We start from the raw sequence: 21613 nt of genomic DNA, 5'->3' as shown, positions 1-21613 counted from the left end.
TATAGGTGCTATATAGGAAAAATATAGAATAATTAAAAATGTACTGGTTAAAATAAGTGAAAAGGAGTTATCACAGAGCAAACTTAGATTGTTCGTATGACAACTCCTTTTTTATATTAGTTTCTAACCATTTGATGTTCTTTTATAAAACATATAGAGATAATTAAACCAATAAATGCAAGTGTAGCAGCTGTTGAAAATGCAACATCCATTCCGTGTATGTTAGACAGAATAGCTGAACTCATATGAGCTTTTTTAGTGGCAGCAGTCATTATAGTAATAAGTACAGCAGAACCTATAGCGCCGGATATTTGTCTGAGTGTACTATTGATTGCTGTAGCATGAGAAATAAGCTCTCTGTCTAGGGTTTTAAGTCCCCATGTAGTTAATGGCATTAGAACTAGTGAAATACCAATCATACGTATACAATACATCAGTGATACATGAATTAAAGATGTATCTTGACCTAAAAAAGCAAAAGATAAAGTTCCTAAAAATAAACAGCCAGTTCCTAATATTGATAAAGCTTGAGGTCCGTATTTATCTAAGTGACGACCTGCAACTGGATTTAATGCAACCATCAATATAGCACCAGGTAACATTAATGAACCTGAAGATAATGCAGAAAATCCCCTTACAGATTGAACGTATAGAGGAATCATTAATGTAGCAGACATCATTGAAGCATATACAATCATAATTAATACTGTAGAAATTAGGAATGGTTTGTTTTTAAAAACCCTCAGTTCTAAAAATGGTTCTTTAGATTTTAATTGACGTAATGTAAATAAAATTAATGATATAATTCCTATAATTATTGGTAAATATGTGGCAATATTAGTCCATCCATAATTACCTTGATTAGTAAATCCAATCAACAAACCACCAAAACCTAGAGAAGATAGTATTATTGAAGGTATATCTAATTTTAGTTTTTGAGCTTCTCCAACATTTTTTAGTAGAATAAATGAAAGTATAACATCTAATATAGCAATAGGTGAAAGAAGTAAAAATAAACTATGCCAACCAAATGAATCTACCAACCATCCAGATAAAGTTGGTCCTATAGCTGGAGCAAATCCTACTGTAATACCGACTAAACTCATAGCTGAACCACGTTTTTCTACAGGGCATAAATAGAGTATAATGACCTGTAACAGTGGCATTAAAGAACCAGAACCTACTGCTTGTAATACACGAGCAACTAGCATAGTTGAAAAGCTATTAGAAAAAAGTGCAATGACACATCCTAGAGAAAATATAGTCATTGATGTAATGAATAATTTTCTAGTACTAAATCTATTTATTAAATAAGCTGTTGTGGGTACAATAATACCTGCAATAAGTAGATAAATTGTTGTTAACCACTGACCGACATCAGCAGTAATTTTAAAATCTGACATTATATTAGGTAATGCTGTTGATAATAGTGTTTGACTAAGAGAACTTATAAAAGCACCAGTCATTACGATTGCTATTATTAAATTTCCTTTTTTATTGTTACTTTGGGTTTCCATAATTTATAACGTCTCCTTTTTTAATTGATTTTTAATGCTGTTCAATAAAAGTACCTTTGGTCTCAAAATGTCTTCTTTTTCTAAGTATGTAATCATTGCATCCATAATTAAAGAATCATATTGCTGATTTTTGCCCTCGATATATAATTTTTTTGTTGCTTGTAGTAACTTAGGGTTTTCAAGGAGATAAGTGTCCGTCTTGATTAGCTCTTCTATATCTTGTATCGTTTTAAAAAATAGCGATTTATTATGAATGGAAAAGTAAGCTTCATCTTCTTGTTCATGTAAAAACATTGATTTTTTAATTAAAGGGTTTAGATTATCCATATTTTCTACAACTAAATCTAGAATTTGTATAGTAAATTTAGCAATAAAGTATACATTTATTTCTCTTTTTTGTACATGAATAATGTATATAAACTGGTGAATTAGAGCATCTAATAAGAAAACTAAATCAAATATGATGTTTTCTATTTTATCCCCATAGTTATCGAATAAGCTGAGCTTGTATTCATTCAATAAGTTAGCTCGGGATTTTTTTTGCAGTTTACTTGTAGCCTTACGTTGCACTTCAGAAAAATTTTCTCTTATATAGGTATTTATGGTAGTTCTAGAAAAAATATTTTCCCATACAGCGATTATCTTTCTATTTAACTTCTCAGATGATGGAATGTCATTATTTTCATTGATAGAATGTATAATTTCTAAAAACTTTTCATCATAATAATTGATTATTTCGCAGATAAAACTTTCCTTAGTTTCAAAATGCTTATAAAAAGTAGCTTTAGACATTTTACACTCTTTTACAATATCTAGTATTGAAGTATTTTGAAAACCTTTTTGGTCAAAAATTCTTTGTGCAATAGTTATAATAAGTCTTTGTTTGTCTGTCACTTTATTATCTCCTTTCATACAAAAACATTAAGTACTATATAGTACCTATAAGTTTCTATAGATATATTATACATCATTTGGAAAAAAAATCAATATATGCACTATAATATGAAATTTTTGAAAAATTTGTTGTTATTTTTAATCGTATAAAGAAGAAACTTAAGAGTTTCTTAAGAATTGTTTAAAGAAATTGCAATAAATTAGTGGTATGATTATAATGTGAGAAAAAGTGTCTTAGAATTTTTCTGTATAAAATTCCAATTATGGAGGTGTAGTATATGAAAAAGAAAATTTGTGTAGCCATAATTTTTGCTCTATTTATAGTTTTTGTAAAAATGTTTATTGATAGTTCTAGTGAAGGAATGAAAATTATGGCATATGAATTAAGTAAATACAGAAGAGGCGTAAATGTATTATCAATAAATAATATTATAGTAGCAAATAAAAAATACAGTTTACCTGAAAACTATTCTCCTCAGGAAAATAGTGAAGCGAAAGATGCTTTTTATAGAATGAATAAAAATGCTCAAAAATCAGGATTAAATTTAAAAGCTTTTAGTACATATAGAAGTTATGAATATCAAAATAAATTATTTAAATCATATGTAAAAGAACATGGAGAAAAAGAAGCAAATAGATTTTCAGCTAAACCTGGAGAGAGTGAGCATCAAACTGGACTTGCTTTTGATATTGGAGGAGATGACCAGTCCTGTTGGGCAAATAAAAAGTTCAACAATACAAAAGAAGCTAAGTGGTTGTATGAAAATGCATATAAATATGGTTTTATACTTAGATATCCAGAAGGTAAAGAGCATATAACAGGATATATGTATGAATCTTGGCACTATAGATATGTTGGAACTGAACATAGCAAAAACTTTGCAATGAATAACTTGACTTTAGAAGAATACTTACATATAAATTAAGAGATGGTTTGTTAAAATTAGGTTAAAATAAAAAATAAACTAGACTATTAATTGTGTAAAGTGATATAATGTAAATACAATTTAAGATAACTACTCGAAGGGGAGTAGCTTACACGAAAGTGGTAATTAATCGTCAAGACAGTAGAAATACTCGGTTAATTAGCGAGGAATTCCTTGATAGCAAGACCTTCAAAATAAGCATTAGGTATGTTTGTTTTGGGGTCTTTTTTTATTCAAGGAATTTTTATTTAAAAAAATTTAAATTTCAAGTATACATAAGAGTCCCCAAACATAAAATAAATTTATTAAAGAGGAGGGCAACAAATGTCTTACAAAAGTACTTATAAAGAAGTAATTAAAAATTTAGACTCAAGCTTATCTGGTTTGAGTAAAGAAAGAGCAGAAGAGCTGTTAGAAAAAAATGGAGCTAATGAATTAAAAGAAGCAGATAAAATTCCTACTTATAAGCTTTTCTTAGAAAGTTTTAAAGACCCATTAGTAATAATTCTATTGATAGCTGCCTTAGTACAAATATTTTTAGGTGAAACCGTGGAGTCTATAATAATTTTTGCAGTTATTATTATAAACTCTGTTCTAGGTGTTGTACAAACAAAAAAAGCAGAAAGTTCATTAGAAAGTTTGAAAAATTTATCTGCACCAAACGCAAAGGTAATAAGAGACAATAAAAAAATGACAATTCCAGCAAAAAATTTAGTAGTTGGAGATATTGTATTCTTAGAAGCTGGCGATTACATACCAGCAGATGGAAGACTTATAGAAGCACAATCTCTCAAGGTTGTAGAAGGTATGTTGACTGGAGAATCAGAACCAGTTTTAAAGCATACAGAAAAAATAAGTGAAGATGTAAGTTTAGGCGACCAGAAAAATATGGTATTTAGTGGCGCTGTAGTTGTTTATGGTAGAGGTTCTTTTGTAGTAACTGGAACAGGTATGAATACTGAAATGGGTAAAATAGCTGGACTTTTAGAAAGTGCTGAAAATAAACTTACACCGTTACAACAAAAGATAGAGGATTTTAGTAAAAAGCTTGGTGTAGGTATTGTAGTACTTGCTATTTTAATATTTATAATTCAAGTAGCAAGAAATTATTTTATAGCTGGAAATGGAGAAATGACACAAATTATTTTAGATTCATTCATGTTCTCTGTAGCAGTAGCAGTGGCAGCTATACCAGAAGCTTTATCATCAATAGTTACTATAGTATTGGCTGTTGGAACAAATAGTATGGCAAAAAAACAAGCTATAATAAGAAAATTACCAGCAGTAGAAACTTTAGGCTCAACAAGTGTGATATGTACTGATAAAACAGGTACTCTTACACAAAATAAAATGACAGTTGTTGATTATTATATGTATGGAACTAATAATGATGAGTTAAATAAAGAAAAGGTAAACTATTCTTATCATGCTAAATTATTGACTATGGTTTCTACGCTGTGTAATGATTCTCATATAACTAGTGACGGCAAAGAAGTTGGTGACCCGACAGAAGTAGCTTTAATAAATTATTCAAGTAAAAATGATTTAGATTATGATAAATTAAGAAGTAAGTATATCAGAATAAATGAAATACCATTTGACTCAGATAGAAAGCTTATGTCTACTGTAAATAGTATATATGGAGATTATATAATGTTTACAAAAGGTGCTCCAGATATTGTATTTAGCAGATGTAAATATGCTTTGAAAAATGGTTCAAAAGTAGATATAACAGATGAGATAATAGAAGAATATAAACATAAAAATGAAGAGTTTTCAAACAGAGCACTTAGAGTATTAGCTTTTGCAATAAAAGATGTCCCAGAAGAAGATTTTATACCTTCAATTGATGATGAACATGATATGATATTGGTTGGAATAATGGCAATGATAGACCCACCAAGAGAAGAAGTAATGGATGCTGTAAAAGAGGCAAAGAGTGCTGGTATAAAAACTGTTATGATAACTGGTGACCACAAAACAACAGCAGCAGCAATTGCAAAAGATATTGGTATAATGGAAGATGGAGACTTAGCTCTTACTGGAAAAGAGCTTGATGCTTTGAGTGAAGAGGAACTATATGAAAAATTAGAAAATATAAGTGTATATGCCAGAGTCTCACCAGAAAATAAAATTCGTATAGTAAAGGCATGGCAACATAAAAATAATATAACGGCAATGACTGGTGATGGCGTTAATGATGCACCTGCCTTGAAACAAGCAGACATAGGAATCGGTATGGGAAGTGGTACTGATGTAGCAAAAGATGCTTCTTCTATGGTATTGGTTGATGATAACTTTGCAAGTATAGTAAAGGCTGTTGAAGTTGGTAGAACAGTATACAGTAATATAATAAAATCAATTACGTATCTATTTGCAGGAAACTTAGGAGCTATAGTGGCCATATTATTTGCAGTATTTGCAGGTTGGTCAAATCCATTTACAGCTTTACAACTTTTATTTATAAACTTAGTAAATGACTCTTTACCAGCAATTGCACTAGGGTTTGAAAAGTCAGAAAAAAATATAATGAATAAACCTCCTAGACATCCAGATGAAAGTATATTAGCAGGAGGAACAATGAAGGCAGTTGTTATAAGAGGTTGTATAATAGGTATAGTTACAATAATTGCACAGTATGTAGGTTTACAAGTATCTCCAGAACTTGGAGTAGCAATGGCATTTTCAACATTGATATTAGCTAGAATAATGCAAACATTGCCTGCACGTTCTAATAATCAAACAGTAATAAAATTAGGCTTTTTCAGTAATAAATACGTTATAGGAGCAGTTCTAGTCTGTCTTGGACTTTACTCTTTAACACTAATACCAGTATTAAGAGGAATATTCTCTATACCAACAACATTTGGATTATACCAATTGGGAATTTGTTTAGGTCTAGCGTTGATTTCATCAATATTAATGGAACTTAACAAATTAATAAATAGAAGTGAAATAAAATAATTAAAAAATTAAAGGGACATATTAGTTTTAATAATATGTCCCTTATAGATAATCTAATTTACTCTATATTATCAATTATTTGGAATGCTTTTATAACTTCAGGTAGTTCTTTTTCTTCAGGCATTCTAAATCTTATGAAATTTTTATCAAGTCCAGTGAAATCACTTCCAGATATAACTCTTATTTTTAATTTTGCAAATTCTTGTTGTAAATCTATTTCCTTGTTCTTATGTTCAACTGTCATTATTGATACAGTATCACTAGTTTTAGCTATATTAAGGTTTTTCCATGGAATTAATAATTGATTTTTTATATCTTTTGTTTTTTCCTTTAATTCTTCTATAAATTGAACATCATCCAATAAATTGGATGCAATACTACGAGATATTTCAGACACTTCATAAGGAGTAGAAATCTTTTTAATAGGACTAACAAGTTGTTCTGGAAGAACTGCATATCCTGCTCTTAGTCCTGCTAAACCAAAACCTTTTGAAAATGTTTTTAAAACAATTACATTATCATAATTATTTAGAAGCTTGACAGCTGAATTTTCTTTTGGCATGTATTCACCATAAGCTTCATCTACTATAACTGCTATATCATATTTATCTGCTTCCTTTACTATATTTTCAATTGATGATAAAGGTATAATTTGTCCTGTAGGATTGTTTGGATTATCAATGTAAATTACTTTATATTCTGGATTTATTTTTTCAATGAATTCTTTTTCATTAAATTTAAAATTATCTTCTTTCTTTAAAAGAACATAATCATAAGTAGCACCGTGCATCTTTATGTCTGTTTCATATTCTGAGAATTGTGGTGAATATCCTAAAACCTTGTCTCCTTTTTCAATAAACAGTCTATTTAAAAGGTAAATAACATGTATAGAACCATCTGCCAAACAAATTCTATCCGTATCTAATGTTATGAAATCTTTCCAATAATCAACTATATTGTCTTTTAAAGTAATTGAATGAGGATATCCTCTTATCATATCAAATTTTAAAGCATTAAAAGCTTCTACAGCTTTTTTTGAGTAAGACACTGTATTTATACCTTCTCCACAGTCTATCTCAAATACATCTTCTGAATGTCCGGATTCTATTGCATAACTTTTTTTCAACTGCATTTCAATGGCTTTGTTAATTTTTAATTTCATACTTCATCACTCCCTATTTAGTCAATAATAAATGTTATAAAAGTCGCTAGATTTAAAATATTATGAAAATATATAATAGTAAAAAATGAATATAAATATTATAATAGCTCACTTTATTTAATATGATTATATATCATATATTGTAAAATTTCTAGCATTATAAGACTATAAATTGAAAATATTCAGAAAAATACTACAAGAAACGATTTATTTTGCTTTTAAAATAAGTTAAACGAATGTTATTAATTTTGTAAATTGAAATGGTTTAAGTATAAAGTTATGATATAATCTAATAAGGGTAATTCTTTAGATTATATTAAGGAAATATAAATATACAATAAAAAGTTATGGAGTTGGATTATGGGATATAAATTAATTGTAACAGATATGGATGGAACTTTATTAGGCAATAATCATAAAGTTACAGATGAAAATAAAACTGCACTACAAAAAGTTATAAAAAGTGGTGTTAATGTAACTTTAGCAACAGGAAGAGCCTTCGATTCAGCTAAATTCAATGTAGATTTTCTTAAAGAAGACATGCCAATAATAGCTTGTAATGGTTCATTAATAAGAGAGCAAAATGGAAATATAATATATTCAAATAAGATTGATACAACAACATGTTTAAATATCTTAGATGTATTAGATAAATACGATATTTACTATCAATGTAATAGTATAGATTCTATGCTTTCAAAAAAAATAGAAGGAATTGAAGAGAGATTAAGTGTATTTTTAGGCTCTGAGACAGAAGTAATTGTAAAAGATGATTTGAGAGAAGAAATCTTTAAAAAAGATATACTAAAATTTGTAATTATAGAAGAAAAAAACCCATCTACTTTGGATGAAATAAGAAAAGAATTAAGAAAAGTTCAAGGAATAAAGATAACTTCTTCATGGCCAAATAATATTGAAGTTATGAATGAAGGTGTTGATAAAGGTAATGCAGTTAAAATTTTAGCTGAAAAACTGAACATAGATAGAGAAGATATAATTGCATTTGGAGATAATTATAACGATATAGAAATGATAAAGTTTGCTGGTCTTGGAGTAGCTATGGGAAATGCAGAAGAATTAATTAAACAAGAAGCTGATTATGTTACAGCTACCAATCAAGATAGTGGAGTTGCAAAGGCAATTTATAAATTCTTAGAGTTAAAAGAATCCCTTAGTTCTTAAGAACGGTATATACAGGAAAAAATAGGTTGACTATTTTGTCTATAGTAATTATAATACAAATAGATAAAACATAAAAACTTAGATTCAGTGAAGAAGAGAGTAGATATAAAGAAAATCTCAGCGAGTTAGGAATGGTGTGAGCCTAATGATAACACGGAATATTTCGTCTCTTGGTCTTTTTGACCAGGAGATTTTTTAGTTAAAGTATAAATATTATAATTAAAATACAAAAATTTAAAGTATGAGGTGAAAGGTATGAAATTATGGGGCGGACGCTTTAGAAAAGCGGAAAATCAACTTATGGAAGAATTTAATAAATCTTTTGGTTATGACTGTGTACTGTACAAAAAAGATATTGAAGGAAGTATAGCACATGTTCATATGCAGGTAAAATGTGGTCTTTTAACAGAGGAAGAAGGAAAGGCTATAACTGAAGGATTAAAAGGGATACTTGAAGATGTAAAAAATGGAAAGTTGGCATTGGATGGAGAGTATGAAGATATACATAGTTTTACTGAGATAAATTTAATTCAAAGAATTGGAGATGTTGGCAAGAAGCTTCATACAGCACGTAGTAGAAATGACCAAGTTGCAGTTGATATGAGACTGTATGCCAAAGAAAAGGCAAATGATTTGGTGGATTTAATATCTGAGTTTAAAGCTACTATAAAAGATGTTGCTGACAAAAACCCGGTGATGATGCCAGGTTATACTCATCTTCAAAGAGCACAAGTAGTGACATTTAAGCATCACTTAATGGCATATTACAGTATGTTTGATAGAGATGAGAAAAGAATAAAAAATGCTATAGAAATATTGGATGAATCACCTTTAGGTTGTGGGGCTTTAGCAGGAACTACGCATGATATAGATAGAAATATAACTTGTGAACAATTAGGATTTAAAAAAGTAGTAGATAACTTTATGGATGGAGTAAGTGATAGAGATTATTTATTAGAGTTAATGAGTGACTTTTCAATTATAATGATGCACTTAAGTAGATTAAGTGAAGAGTTGATACTTTGGAGTTCCCAAGAATTTGGATTTGTTGAGATAGATGATTTATATACAACTGGAAGTAGTATAATGCCTCAGAAGAAAAATCCTGATGGTGCAGAACTTATAAGAGGTAAGACTGGCAGAGTATATGGAAACTTATTTGGTCTTTTTACAGTAATGAAAGGAATACCATTAGCATATAATAAGGACATGCAAGAAGATAAAGAAGGTTTCTTTGATAGTGTACATACTCTTGAAATGTGCATACAAATAATGGATAGAATGATAGCTACATTAAAGGTAAATGAGGATAAAATGAAACAAGCAGTAAAAAATGGTTTTTTAAATGCAACAGAAGTTGCTGATTATTTAGTTAAAAATAATGTTGCCTTTAGAGATGCACACGGTATAGTGGGAAGTATTGTTATATATTGTGAAGACAATAAAAAGGCAATAGAAGATTTAACATTAGAAGAATTACATAAGTTCTCAGATGCCTTTAAGGAAGATATTTATGATTTTATTGATTATGAGAGTATATTAAATAAAGGAATAAAAAAGAATTTAAAATAATATATTGGATTTCTAAAGGAGCTATCTCAGAACAAATTTAATTTGCTCATGCGATAGCTTCTTATTTTTTTGTACAAAAAAGGACGTATCACTATTTTCTAGTGTGGCAGCCCCTTTTATATTTACATTATTATATGAGCCTTTAGTTAAACGCCTATAGCTTACTTATTGTTACTATATATACAAATTACAAAATAATCTAAAATATAATCATTTATGTTTAATCAGTTATATAAAATTTAAAATATTTTATAAAGTTTAAATTAAAGTGTAAAATAAATAAAAATTAAAGTAAAAATAAATGGAAATTAAAGTGAATTAGATTTAAAATAAATATGAAAAGGTTTGCAAGAAGTACTGTTTTAAAGTTTAAATTAAAGTGATTTTAAAGTGAGATATCACTAGGTAGGTATTTATAATAGGGAGGATTATATGATGAAAAAAGTAAAAAAGGGAATTGCTTTATTAGCGTTATCAAGTATTATGATTGGAACATTGAGTGGTTGCACTAAAAATGATGCAAGTTCATCAGATGAGATTACAGTAAGTTTTTGGTCATCTCCACAAAAGGTTCAATATGATTTTTGGGAAGGTAAGGCAAAAGAATTTAATAGTAAAGAATTAAGAATTAATGATAAGGTTGTAAAGGTAGAAGTACAACAAATGCCTGAGACACCATCCTCAGAAGCGGGAATACAAAATGCTCTAGCAACAGATACTGTTCCAGCAATATCAGAAAATGTAAATAGAGGTTTTGCAGCAACATTAGCAGATTCTGATGCGATATACAATTTAGATGAAGAAGAATGGTTTAAAGATGTAGTAAAAAATAAAGATATCGAAGATGTTATAGAAGGTTGGCAAATAGAAGGAAAACAATATGTTATTCCTCAATATGTTAACCCAATGGTATTACAATGGAATTCAAAAGGATTAAAAGCATTAGGATATGACAATCCTCCAACAACAAAAGCAGAATTTGAGGAATTAATAACAACATTTAGAGCAAATAAAGACAAGATGAAAGAAGTTGGTGTAAGTAGTGTTATGTATAGAAATCAACTTATAAGACCAGATTTCTGGTGGGATAGATGGAATGATTTCCAAAACATTTACTTATCATTTAGTGGAGGAAAACCATGGGTTGAAGGTAATAAATTAGTTCTAGACAAAGAAGTAACAAAAGAAGTATTCGAATTCTTTGGAACAATGGGAGATACTTTATTAACTCAAGAAATACCTAATTTATGGGCAGAAGAAAAACCTCAAGCATTGTGTTCTATAGCAGCACCATGGGAAATAAATGCTCTTAGAGAAGGCGGTAAGATATATGGTGAGGATTATGTATTTGGTCCAATGATAGTGAAAAATGAAGGTGACACAGCATACAATTTCGCTGATTCAAAAGGCTTAGTCTTATACAAAGATGCAAATATTACAGATGAAATACATCAAGGTGCAGTGGAATTTGTTAAGTGGTTATACAGTGAAGAAAATTCTTCAAAAACTGATTTAGAGTGGGTTCAAGCAACAACGATGTTACCTGTTAGAGGAGATTTAGTAGAAAATGATACATTCAAAACTTACTTAGATGAAAATGTTGAATTAAAAGTATTAGCACAAGAAGTACCAAATGCAGTTCCATGTATGCCACATGGAAAAATGGCTGAGATTCAAGAAGCCTTAGGTGGACCTTTAGCAGAATATATTGAAATCACATTAGGGTCAACTAGTTTAAAACCTACTGATGCAACTAAATATGTTGATAAAGCATTTGATGCTATGAAGCAAGCTGGTGGATTAGAGTAAAGTCAAAAAGGTAAAGCGAAAATAAAATAGTTTATTTTCGCTTTATCATAAAGGAGGGATGATGGATGAAAGAAAAAATACAAGGTTTAAGTAATAAAGGTGGAGTTTTGGGGTGGCTTTTCAATATACCTTACTTGGTTTACTCTTTAATATATTTCTTAATCCCACTAGGATGGGCTATTTGGTTATCAGCTACAGATTGGAATTTAATGTCTATCAATAAAAACTTTGTAGGAATAGATAATTTTATTAGATTGTTTAGTGATTCAAAAATAAAGGCAGTTTTTTTTAATTCATTTAAATATTTAGTACCAATTGTTGTATTATCATTTATTGTTGCAATGATTATTGCATTATTAGTTTATAACTTACCAGATAAGATAAAGGGTTTTACAGCAGTATTATTTTTTATACCGTATTTAACTTCAGGGGTAGCAGTATCAGTAGTGGTAAGATATTTCTTTAGTTACAATTCCGCTTTAAGTATATTTTTGAGGGATAATGGAATTAATATCGATTGGTTTAGAGATTCTGGATGGGCTTTTGCCATAATTATAGGAATAATTGTTTGGAAAATGTCGGGTTATTATGCACTATTTATATTGTCAGCATTAGAATCTATACCAGACGATGTATATGATGCATGTAAAATAGATGGAGTTTATGGATTTAAAAAGTTTACATGTGTAATATTACCAATGATACTACCTACTTTAACAACAGTTTTAGTTTTAGCATCAGGTTTAGCGTTTGGGATATTTACTGAGCCATATTTATTAACTGGAGGTGGCCCTAACTTAGCAACTACAACTTGGCAACTAGAAATATACAATACATCATTCACTAATTTCCAATCAGGATATGGTGCTGCTATAGCAATAGCCAATGCGGTTCATATATTTATAACTATTAAGATATTAAATGTAGTTATGGATAAAATTAATGCTAAGTATGGAGCATAAAAATAAGGGGAGGTTAAAAATATGAGTAATAAAAAGAAAGTAACTAAGATTTTAGTTATAATAGCAACCTTGATAATATTAGCGATGTCTTTATTCCCATATTACTATATGATAATTCAATCATTTGCTTCATGGAATCAAGTTGATAAAGTTATAATACCAACTAGTTTTGATTTAAGTAGTTATAAATACTTGCTAGGTGGAGCTGGTGGAGCAACTGTAAGTATGTGGATAAAAGCATTAGTTAATTCATTTATAGTCTCTTTGCCTACGGCAATAATGTCAGTAGTAGTAGGATTACTTGTTGGATATTCTATATCTAAAATGAAAAGATTTAAAGGTGAAAAATTTATAATGAACACACTTTTATTTCAAATGTTCTTCCCAGTAATAATACTATTAGTGCCAAGATACATGCTAACAAAACCATTAACAAATACTTATATAGGAATGATAATACCTTTATCAGTATCTATTTGGGGAATATTCATGTACATAAATTATTTTAAATCTTTGCCAAATGATGTATTTGAAGCAGCTAGAATAGACGGTGCTTCAGAATTAAGAATACTAGGTAGCATTGCATTTCCTGTAACAAAATCAGTTACAACAATAGTATTCTTATCTACATTTATGAGTAGATGGGGAGAACTTATGTGGGATATGTTAATTTCACCAAAGGTAGATATGCAAACATTAAATGTTTTAATATCTACTCAATTTAAACCAATGGGAAATTTACCAGGTACAATGTATGCAGCTTCAGTAATATTAACATTACCGATAATAATTATGTTTTTGTGTTTCTCTAAACACTTTAAAGAAGGAATAAACTTTATGCTTAAATAGTAGGGGGAAAAGTAATGAATAATATAAATGTAATAAGAAGTAAAAATAATCCATTAATAAAACCAAGTGATGTAAGACCAAGTAGGGAAGATTTTAAAGTGGATGGTGTGTTTAATTGTGGGGTTTGTAAATACAACAATGAGTATATATTACTTTGTAGAATAGCAGAATCAGTTAAAGTTGATTCAGATAAGGAAGTAAAAATTCCTATAGTAGTTAATAAGGATGGAGAAGATGTTATAGAAGTAATATCTTTTAATAAAGATGTAGATACACAATATGACTATTCAGATTCACGTTCTTTATGGACAATAGATAATAGAGGAGCTAAAAAAATAGCGTACTTAACATCATTATCACACATTAGAGTAGCAAGGTCAAAAGATGGAGAAAACTTTATAATAGATGATGAGCCATTTATAAAACCAATAGCGTCAGAAGAAGAGTGGGGAATTGAAGATCCAAGAATAACTGAAATAGATGGAATTTACTACATAAACTATACATCAGTAACAAGAAATGGAGCAGCAACGTCATTAGTATCTACTAAAGATTTTATTAGTTATGAAAGACATGGTATAATATTTGCACCTGAAAATAAAGATGTAACTATTTTCCCTGAAAAAATAAATGGAAAATATATAGCATACAATAGACCTGTGCCTTGTGCAATAGGTGGTCCTGACATGTGGATAGCAGAATCTCCAGATTTAATGCACTGGGGTAAGCAAAGATACTTTTATGGTGTAACAAATGAAGACTCTTGGGAAAATGGAAGAGTTGGTGGTGGAGCAGTGCCATTTTTAACAGAAAAAGGATGGGTTAAAATTTACCATGCGACAGATAAGAATAATAGATATTGCTTAGGAGCATTTCTACTTGATAAAAATGAACCATGTAAAATATTAGCGAAGACAAATAAGCCTATATTAGAGCCTGATGCAGATTATGAAAGAGAAGGATTCTTTGCAAACGTAGTATTTACATGTGGATGTGTATTTGAAGATGGAATTGTAAAGATATATTATGGTGCATCAGATGATAAGGTTTGTAGAGCGGATATAAGGATTGAAGAAATATTTGCAATGTTAGAGGTTTAATGAAATCTAAGGTTGTTGGTTAATTTGTTGACCAGTGTCTTAAATTATATAGAATTTGGAGCGTTAATTTATGAGAAGAGTAACAATGAAGGATATATCAAATAAACTAGATATATCTATAAATGCAGTATCTTTAGCTTTAAACAACAAGGTGGGTGTGAGTGAAGAGACCAGAAAAATGGTATTAAATGTAGCGGAAGAACTAGGATATTTAGAGAAATCTCCTAAATTTGTAAAATCATATGCACAAAAAAATATATGCGTGATTATTAAAAAAATTTACTTTGAAGATAATACGTTTTATTCTAAAGTAATGAAAGGAATAAGTGATGAAGCTAGTAAAAACAACTATGATATTATAACCTGTATAAAAGATGATTCAAAAAATATTCCTAGTTGTGTAGAAACAAAGAAGGTCTGTGGGGTAGTAGTAATAGGAACTATAGATGATGATTACTTATTCAAACTAAAACAATACAATATTCCAGTAGTATTAGTTGACCATACATCATTGCTTTATAATACTGATAGCATACTGACTGATAATAAAATGGGTAGTTTTAAAATAACGAAATTACTTTTTGATAAAGGATATGAAAAAATAGGATTTTTTGGAGACTTAGAATACTCTTTGAGTGTTAAGGAAAGATATTTTGGATATAAAGAGGTTATTAAAAAATTTGCACCTACAGAAAGTAATGTAAAAGAAACTATACATAAATATTCAATTTTAAGCGATATAGAAGAGTATATATTAAATGGAGAACATAAAAAAATTCAAGAAATTATAAAAAATGTAAGTGCATTACCAGATGCATTTGTATGCTCTAATGATAATGCAGCTATTATGTTAATTACTTCATTGACAGATTTAGGATATAACGTTCCAAAAGATATCGCAGTAGTCGGATTTGATGATATAGCTATGAATTCACTATTAGTTCCAAAATTAACTACAGTAAGAGTAAATAAAGAACTTATGGGAATAAAAGCTGTTAAACGATTACTTTGGAGATTAAACAATAAAAAAGAGATGACCGAAAATTTAGTTATGGGTGTCGATGTGATAGAACGAGCTAGCTGTTAAAATGAAATTTGGAAGGAGAATATATGCAAAATAAATGGTGGAGAAAATCTGTATTTTATGAGATATATATGCCTAGTTTTAAGGATGGAAATGGTGATGGTATAGGGGATTTCAAAGGAATAACATCAAAACTAGATTATTTAAAAGATTTAGGAATAAAGGGGATTTGGCTGACACCATTTTATCCATCTCCTAAAGTAGATAATGGGTATGATATATCGGATTATTATAATGTAGATAAAGATTATGGAACCTTAGAAGATTTTAAGGAATTTTTAAACAGGGCTCATAACTTAGATATAAAAGTCATAATAGACATAGTTCTTAATCACACGTCTAATGAACACCCCTGGTTTAAAGAGTCAAAATCATCGATAGATAGTAAGAAGAGAGATTTTTATATTTGGAGAAAGTGTATTCCAAATAATTGGGAATCTTTTTTTGGTGGAGAAGCATGGGAATATGATGAAAATACAAAAGAGTATTATTATCATGCATTTGCAAAAGAGCAAGTAGACTTGAATTGGTCAAATCCAAAGATTTATGAAGCTATGAAAGATGTATTGAAGTACTGGCTAAACTTTGGAGTTGATGGATTTAGGTTTGATGTTATAAATTTCTTAACAATACAAGATGATTTAAAGGTTGATAATCCGTTTGATGAAAATGGTGAACAAATACATAAATATGATAAGGATCAAGATGGTGTATTAGACATAATAAAGAGATTAGTAAAAGATGTTAGAAACATTAAGGAAGATGCTTTTCTTGTGGGAGAAGTAGGTTCAGAATATTTTAATGAATTAAAACCATATTGTGGTGAAAATTTATTAGATGTTGTGTTTAACTTTAACCTAGGTAGTATAGATGAATTTTCTATAGAGAAAGTATATAAAGAAATACGATGTATGAATGAAGAATATGATGAAAATCAGATACCTACAATATTTTTTAATAGTCATGATATGGGAAGAAGTATAACAAGATTTAATCCGAAGGGGAATTGTAATGGTATTGAAAAAGCTATTGCAGTTTTACTTTTGACAACTAAAGGTGTTCCATTTATTTATTTTGGTGAAGAAATAGGTATGGAAGACTTGGTTTGTTATGATATTAATAAAATGAATGATATACAAGGAATAACTAAATATAAATTAGAAATAGCAAAAGGTAAGTCAGAATATGAAGCGTTAAAATCAGCAAATAAAAGCTCTAGAGATAAGTCCAGAAGCCCTATGCAGTGGAATAGTGATAGTAATTATGGTTTTAGTAAAACCAAATCTTGGATTAATATAGAAGACAAGAAAGATAAAACAACAGTTGAAAAAGCTATAAATGACGATAAGAGTTTATTAAACTTATACAAAGAATTAATAAAAATAAGATGTAATACAACAGCACTATTATATGGGGATTATGAGGATTTGAACTTAGAAAATGGTGTATTAAGCTTTAAAAGAAAATATAATGATATAGTTGTAGACGTTGTAATTAACTTTAGCAATGAGGACTATACTCTCAAGATAGATAAAATAGAACTTTTAAACACATCAGAAGACAATATATTAAAGCCATATGATTTCTCAATATATATAAGTAAATTATAAAAAATAATAAACTAATGATTAAGAGGTAAGGTATGTCTACTTTAAAAACAATCGAACAATTATTAAATGAATATAATGCAAAAGATATAAAATTCTATGTCAAAGAAAAAATAGTATTCGAAAATGTTGGTGAAAAAGATGTATATAATATAAGTGCACCCTTTATGGATGAAAATGAATTAGTAATAGCAGGAAGAGTAGAGTTTAGAGATAGTGAACATTCAGAAATTCACTTTTTTGTTAAAAGAAATGGAAAATGGATACAAAGAGAAAATACTAAAAAATTTACTTTACAAGACCCATTTTTTACTTTTATAAATGGAGAATTGATATTAGGTGGAGTGGAAATATTCCCACATCCAACTATAGAAAATTCATTAGGATGGAGAACCGTATTTTATAAAGGTAAAGATATAAACTCTTTAGAAGAATGTTTCAAGGGTCCTGATGGAATGAAAGATTTAAGACTCGTCGAGTTAAAGGATAAAAAAATAGGAGTTTTGACTAGACCACAAGGAAGCAAAGGTGGTAGAGGTAAAATAGGATTTACAATAGTTAATAAAATAGAAGATTTGACTGTAGATGTTATAGAAGATGCACCGTTACTAGAAAATCAATTTACTGATTTAGAGTGGGGTGGAGCGAATGAAGCACATTTATTAAAAGATGGAAGAATTGGAGTGTTAGGACATATTGCTTGCTTTGATGACAATGGGGGTAGACATTATTATCCAATGGTATTCATATTAAACCCAGTAACTAATGAAACTACTGATATACAATTAATAGCAACTAGAAAAGATTTTTTAGAAGGACCTTCAAAAAGACCAGACTTAGTTGATGTGGTATTTAGTGGAGGATTAGTAAGGCACAATGATAAAACGGCAACTTTATATGCTGGAATAAGTGATGCTGATGCTCAACTGATAACAATTGTAGACCCTTTTAATGGATATATAGACACTAAACCTTCCATTTGAAAACTTTAATATTGGAAAGTATTTAAGCGATGAACTCAAGATAGTTACTTAAATAATGATGCAAATGTTGCTACGTTGGCAGAGTTTTTGTTCAGAAAGAATATCTTCTGGAACTGCTATAATGAAAAACGCTCAAAATGCTGTAGATAGCAGATTAGTGCATACAATTATTATACAAGAATCCCAGGTTCTTTTGAATTTGGGATTTATTTTTTGTGTAAAAATTTATTATATAAAAGCAAGAAATTTAAAAGGAGTAATGTTTAAAATATATATAAATAAAAAAATTATTATTAAAATGATGATTAATATCAATAAGTATTGACAAAATTATTTTTAGATACTATTATATATAATATAAATAATAATGAAAATCAATATCAAATAAATGGGAGGAAATCTAATGAACTTATTAGTGATTGGTGGTCATGAAAGAATGGAAAAAGATTATATGGTTATGGCCAAGAAAAAAGGTTATAAGACAAAGGTATATACTACCATGTCATCTAAATTAAATAATTCTATAGGAAGACCAGATGCAGTTGTCATACTTACATCAACAGTTTCACATAAGATGTCTAGAACGGTTGAGTCTCAAGCTAAAAAACAAGATATATTAATCGTAAGACATAAAAATAGTAGTAAGGTAGCATTTAATGAATGTCTAGACATGGTCGATGAATGTCTAGGAAACTGTTCAAAATGTAAGCTTAAGGATAAACAAAAAAATATATAAGTATAAAAAATACATAAACATAAAATTAAAGGGGCTGTCTCAAAATAGAGATAAGCTTCTTTTTCATTGCTGAAATGATGAAGATATATTTGATTTCATACAAAAAAGAGTGCCTCATGAACTAAAAAGTTCATTTTAAGACACCTCTAAATTTATAAGAATGAGTATATTATAAAGTTTTTATTATAATTGCTACTTTTTCATATTTCTTTTACTTCTAATCTTTTTTCTACTTTTCTTCTTAATATTTGAAGCTATTATAAATAAAATTAAAAGGATTAAAATACCTGCAACAATCTTAACAAAAGTCGTTAAAGTGTTATTTCCAGTTAAAAATGGAAGACTGCTATCAAGATTATTTTTTGCAATCAAATCTATACTATTTTCTAGTTTACCATCATTATATATATTTAAAGTACCAATCTTAGCACCTTTTTTTATAGGTAAATCAATTTTATTTAGCTCTGTTTTAGTATCATAGTTTCCTTGAGATTCGTTTTTTTCTAAGAATATTTTATAACTATTTTTGGGTCCATAAATCAATTCATGCTGTTTTGTAAATAATACTTTTTTAGTATCAGTATATTTTTCTTTATCAACAATAGTAGCACACTTAAAGTTATCAAATCCATAATCAATCAAAATACGTGAGTCTAAATATAAATCAGCATTAGTTGAATTAAATACAGCAGCGATAACCCTTCTTCCATCTTTTACAGCACTAGATAAAAGACACTTACCAGCAGCATCAGTATATCCAGTTTTTATACCATCAACTATATCATATTTTATATTTATAAGTTGACCTTTATATGTAATCTTATCATGTGATGTTAAAAACTTATTAGTGTTTATAAAGTATCTCTCATAAGGATATGCTTTTGTAGCTTCAAATTTAAGTGACTTAGTTTTTACAATTTGTCTAAAAGTATCATTATTCATAGCTTCTCTAGCTATAAGAGCCATATCATGAGCTGTTGTGTAGTGATTTGGGTCTGGTAATCCATGAGGATTATTAAAATGAGTATTATTAGCTCCAATTTTCTTTGCTTCAGAGTTCATAAGGTCAATAAATTTTTGTACATCTCCACCACCAACATATCTAGCTAATACAAAAGCAGCATCATTAGCGGAATGAACTAAAAGAGCATTTAGTAACTGCTTTACAGTAAAAGATTCTCCTTCTTTTAGATACATACTAGAACCATCTATTTGAGGTAAGTTTTTAATTTCTATTACTTGATTTAAATCTTTAACCTCCTTTAGAACTAGACAAGCTGTCCATGCTTTAGTTGTTGAAGCTGGATAAAGCTTAGAATTTCCATCTTTATTATATAGTATTTTGCCAGATTCATAGTCCATTAAAACTGCATGTTTCGCAACTATAGCTGGTTCATCATCTGCAAAAGAGATATTAGAGCTTCCTAAAAATGAAGTAAATATCAATAAACAGATTAATAAAAGTGATAAATTTCTTTTCATTGTGAGCCTCCAAATTTTAAATTCATCTTTTAGTATAGCACATATTTGTCAATAATTAAAAGAAAGGAGTGATTAATATATGAAAAAAAAGGTAAAATTTATTTCGTTTTTTGTTTTATTTATTTTAATAATATCATCAGTAATCATTTATAAATCACATATTTTTAAAGATGATATTTATGTCGTAAGTAAAAAAAATTCACCTAATGAAAAAACACATGCTGTAGAGAAAGAAATTAAAAATGAAGATAATAGTCAAAATAAAGTAGTTAAAGACATAGATAAAAATTTTCAAAATAATAAAATAACTATATACATAAGTGGAGCGGTAAATAGACCAGGGATTGTAACTATAGAGTCAGATAAGAGACTTTATGATGCCGTAGAATTACTAGGAGGAACAACAAAAGAAGCTGATTTAAATGGAGTCAATTTATCAGTGAGGTTAGAAGACGAACAACATTACATAATACCTAAAATGGGTGAAGCAACATCTGTGACAAGCAATGATGATTCCAATAAATTAAATCAAAAAAACGAGTCAAGAAGTGAGTCTAAAAATAAAGATAATAAAAATATATCTAATGAATCAAAAGTAAATATAAATGTAGCAACGATAGAAGAATTGGATTCTCTACCTGGGGTTGGAGAAGCTACAGCCAATAAAATTTTACAACACAGAGAAGAAAATGGACAGTTTAATTCAATTGAGGAGATAAAAAATGTAAATGGTATTGGAGATAAGAAATATGAAAATATAAAAGATTTAATTTGTGTAGACTAA

Annotated in this window: 17 protein-coding genes; 13 read left to right on the top strand and 4 right to left on the bottom strand. The window is 28.8% G+C overall.

Going from position 1 to position 21613, the window contains the following annotated elements; translation table 11 throughout:
* Positions 1-116 precede the first annotated feature (116 nt).
* Both IR152_RS08505 and IR152_RS08500 read right to left on the bottom strand, forming a co-directional pair.
* The gene (locus IR152_RS08505) at positions 117-1517 is read right to left on the bottom strand and encodes an MDR family MFS transporter (RefSeq protein ID WP_227451365.1); all 1401 of its coding nucleotides are present in this window, start codon (positions 1515-1517) and stop codon (positions 117-119) included.
* A gap of 3 nt (positions 1518-1520) precedes the next feature.
* Entirely contained in the window at positions 1521-2429 is a 909-nt protein-coding gene (locus tag IR152_RS08500; protein WP_227451363.1) for a TetR/AcrR family transcriptional regulator, read from the bottom strand.
* 260 nt (positions 2430-2689) lie between these two features.
* Here IR152_RS08500 and IR152_RS08495 point away from each other — a divergent pair, with 260 nt between their 5' ends.
* Entirely contained in the window at positions 2690-3337 is a 648-nt protein-coding gene (locus IR152_RS08495) for a D-alanyl-D-alanine carboxypeptidase family protein (protein ID WP_227451362.1), read from the top strand.
* 324 nt (positions 3338-3661) lie between these two features.
* Positions 3662-6301 (top strand): cation-translocating P-type ATPase, encoded by a 2640-nt coding sequence (locus IR152_RS08490; protein ID WP_227451361.1) that lies wholly within the window; start codon positions 3662-3664, stop codon positions 6299-6301.
* 58 nt (positions 6302-6359) lie between these two features.
* Here IR152_RS08490 and IR152_RS08485 read toward each other — a convergent pair whose 3' ends face one another.
* Entirely contained in the window at positions 6360-7463 is a 1104-nt protein-coding gene (locus IR152_RS08485) for a pyridoxal phosphate-dependent aminotransferase (protein ID WP_227451360.1), read from the bottom strand.
* A gap of 360 nt (positions 7464-7823) precedes the next feature.
* On the opposite strand from IR152_RS08485, the gene IR152_RS08480 reads away from it, so the two are divergent.
* From IR152_RS08480 to IR152_RS08435, 10 genes are all read left to right on the top strand, one after another.
* Positions 7824-8645: a Cof-type HAD-IIB family hydrolase gene (locus IR152_RS08480; RefSeq protein WP_227451359.1), complete on the top strand. Its 822-nt coding sequence runs from the start codon at positions 7824-7826 to the stop codon at positions 8643-8645.
* A gap of 255 nt (positions 8646-8900) precedes the next feature.
* A complete protein-coding gene (gene argH / locus IR152_RS08475; protein WP_227451357.1) occupies positions 8901-10217 on the top strand; it encodes an argininosuccinate lyase in 1317 nt (438 codons plus the stop codon).
* A 435-nt stretch (positions 10218-10652) separates the two neighbouring features.
* Positions 10653-12026, top strand: a complete 1374-nt coding sequence (locus IR152_RS08470) for an ABC transporter substrate-binding protein (RefSeq protein ID WP_227451356.1) — start codon at positions 10653-10655, stop codon at positions 12024-12026.
* Positions 12027-12091: 65 nt separating this feature from the next.
* Positions 12092-12988, top strand: a complete 897-nt coding sequence (locus IR152_RS08465) for a carbohydrate ABC transporter permease (protein WP_227451355.1) — start codon at positions 12092-12094, stop codon at positions 12986-12988.
* Positions 12989-13009: 21 nt separating this feature from the next.
* The gene (locus tag IR152_RS08460) at positions 13010-13837 is read left to right on the top strand and encodes a carbohydrate ABC transporter permease (RefSeq protein ID WP_227451354.1); all 828 of its coding nucleotides are present in this window, start codon (positions 13010-13012) and stop codon (positions 13835-13837) included.
* A gap of 14 nt (positions 13838-13851) precedes the next feature.
* Entirely contained in the window at positions 13852-14937 is a 1086-nt protein-coding gene (locus IR152_RS08455; protein ID WP_227451353.1) for a glycoside hydrolase family 130 protein, read from the top strand.
* A gap of 70 nt (positions 14938-15007) precedes the next feature.
* A complete protein-coding gene (locus IR152_RS08450) occupies positions 15008-16024 on the top strand; it encodes a LacI family DNA-binding transcriptional regulator (RefSeq protein ID WP_227451352.1) in 1017 nt (338 codons plus the stop codon).
* Between the two features lie 23 nt (positions 16025-16047).
* On the top strand, positions 16048-17631 hold the full coding sequence (locus tag IR152_RS08445; protein WP_227451351.1) for an alpha-glucosidase: 1584 nt from the start codon (positions 16048-16050) through the stop codon (positions 17629-17631).
* 32 nt (positions 17632-17663) lie between these two features.
* The gene (locus IR152_RS08440; RefSeq protein WP_227451350.1) at positions 17664-18611 is read left to right on the top strand and encodes an MTP-1 family protein; all 948 of its coding nucleotides are present in this window, start codon (positions 17664-17666) and stop codon (positions 18609-18611) included.
* A gap of 403 nt (positions 18612-19014) precedes the next feature.
* Positions 19015-19347: a DUF2325 domain-containing protein gene (locus IR152_RS08435; protein WP_227451349.1), complete on the top strand. Its 333-nt coding sequence runs from the start codon at positions 19015-19017 to the stop codon at positions 19345-19347.
* A 192-nt stretch (positions 19348-19539) separates the two neighbouring features.
* Here the strand turns inward: IR152_RS08435 and IR152_RS08430 are convergent, their stop codons facing one another.
* Positions 19540-20829: a D-alanyl-D-alanine carboxypeptidase family protein gene (locus tag IR152_RS08430; protein ID WP_227451348.1), complete on the bottom strand. Its 1290-nt coding sequence runs from the start codon at positions 20827-20829 to the stop codon at positions 19540-19542.
* Between the two features lie 79 nt (positions 20830-20908).
* On the opposite strand from IR152_RS08430, the gene IR152_RS08425 reads away from it, so the two are divergent.
* A complete protein-coding gene (locus IR152_RS08425) occupies positions 20909-21613 on the top strand; it encodes a helix-hairpin-helix domain-containing protein (protein ID WP_227451347.1) in 705 nt (234 codons plus the stop codon).

It is taken from the genome of Clostridioides sp. ES-S-0108-01 (genome assembly GCF_020662285.1).
Lineage (GTDB): Bacteria > Bacillota > Clostridia > Peptostreptococcales > Peptostreptococcaceae > Clostridioides.
Note: the sequence above shows the minus strand (reverse complement) of the source record. Positions and strands in the feature narration are given on the sequence as shown.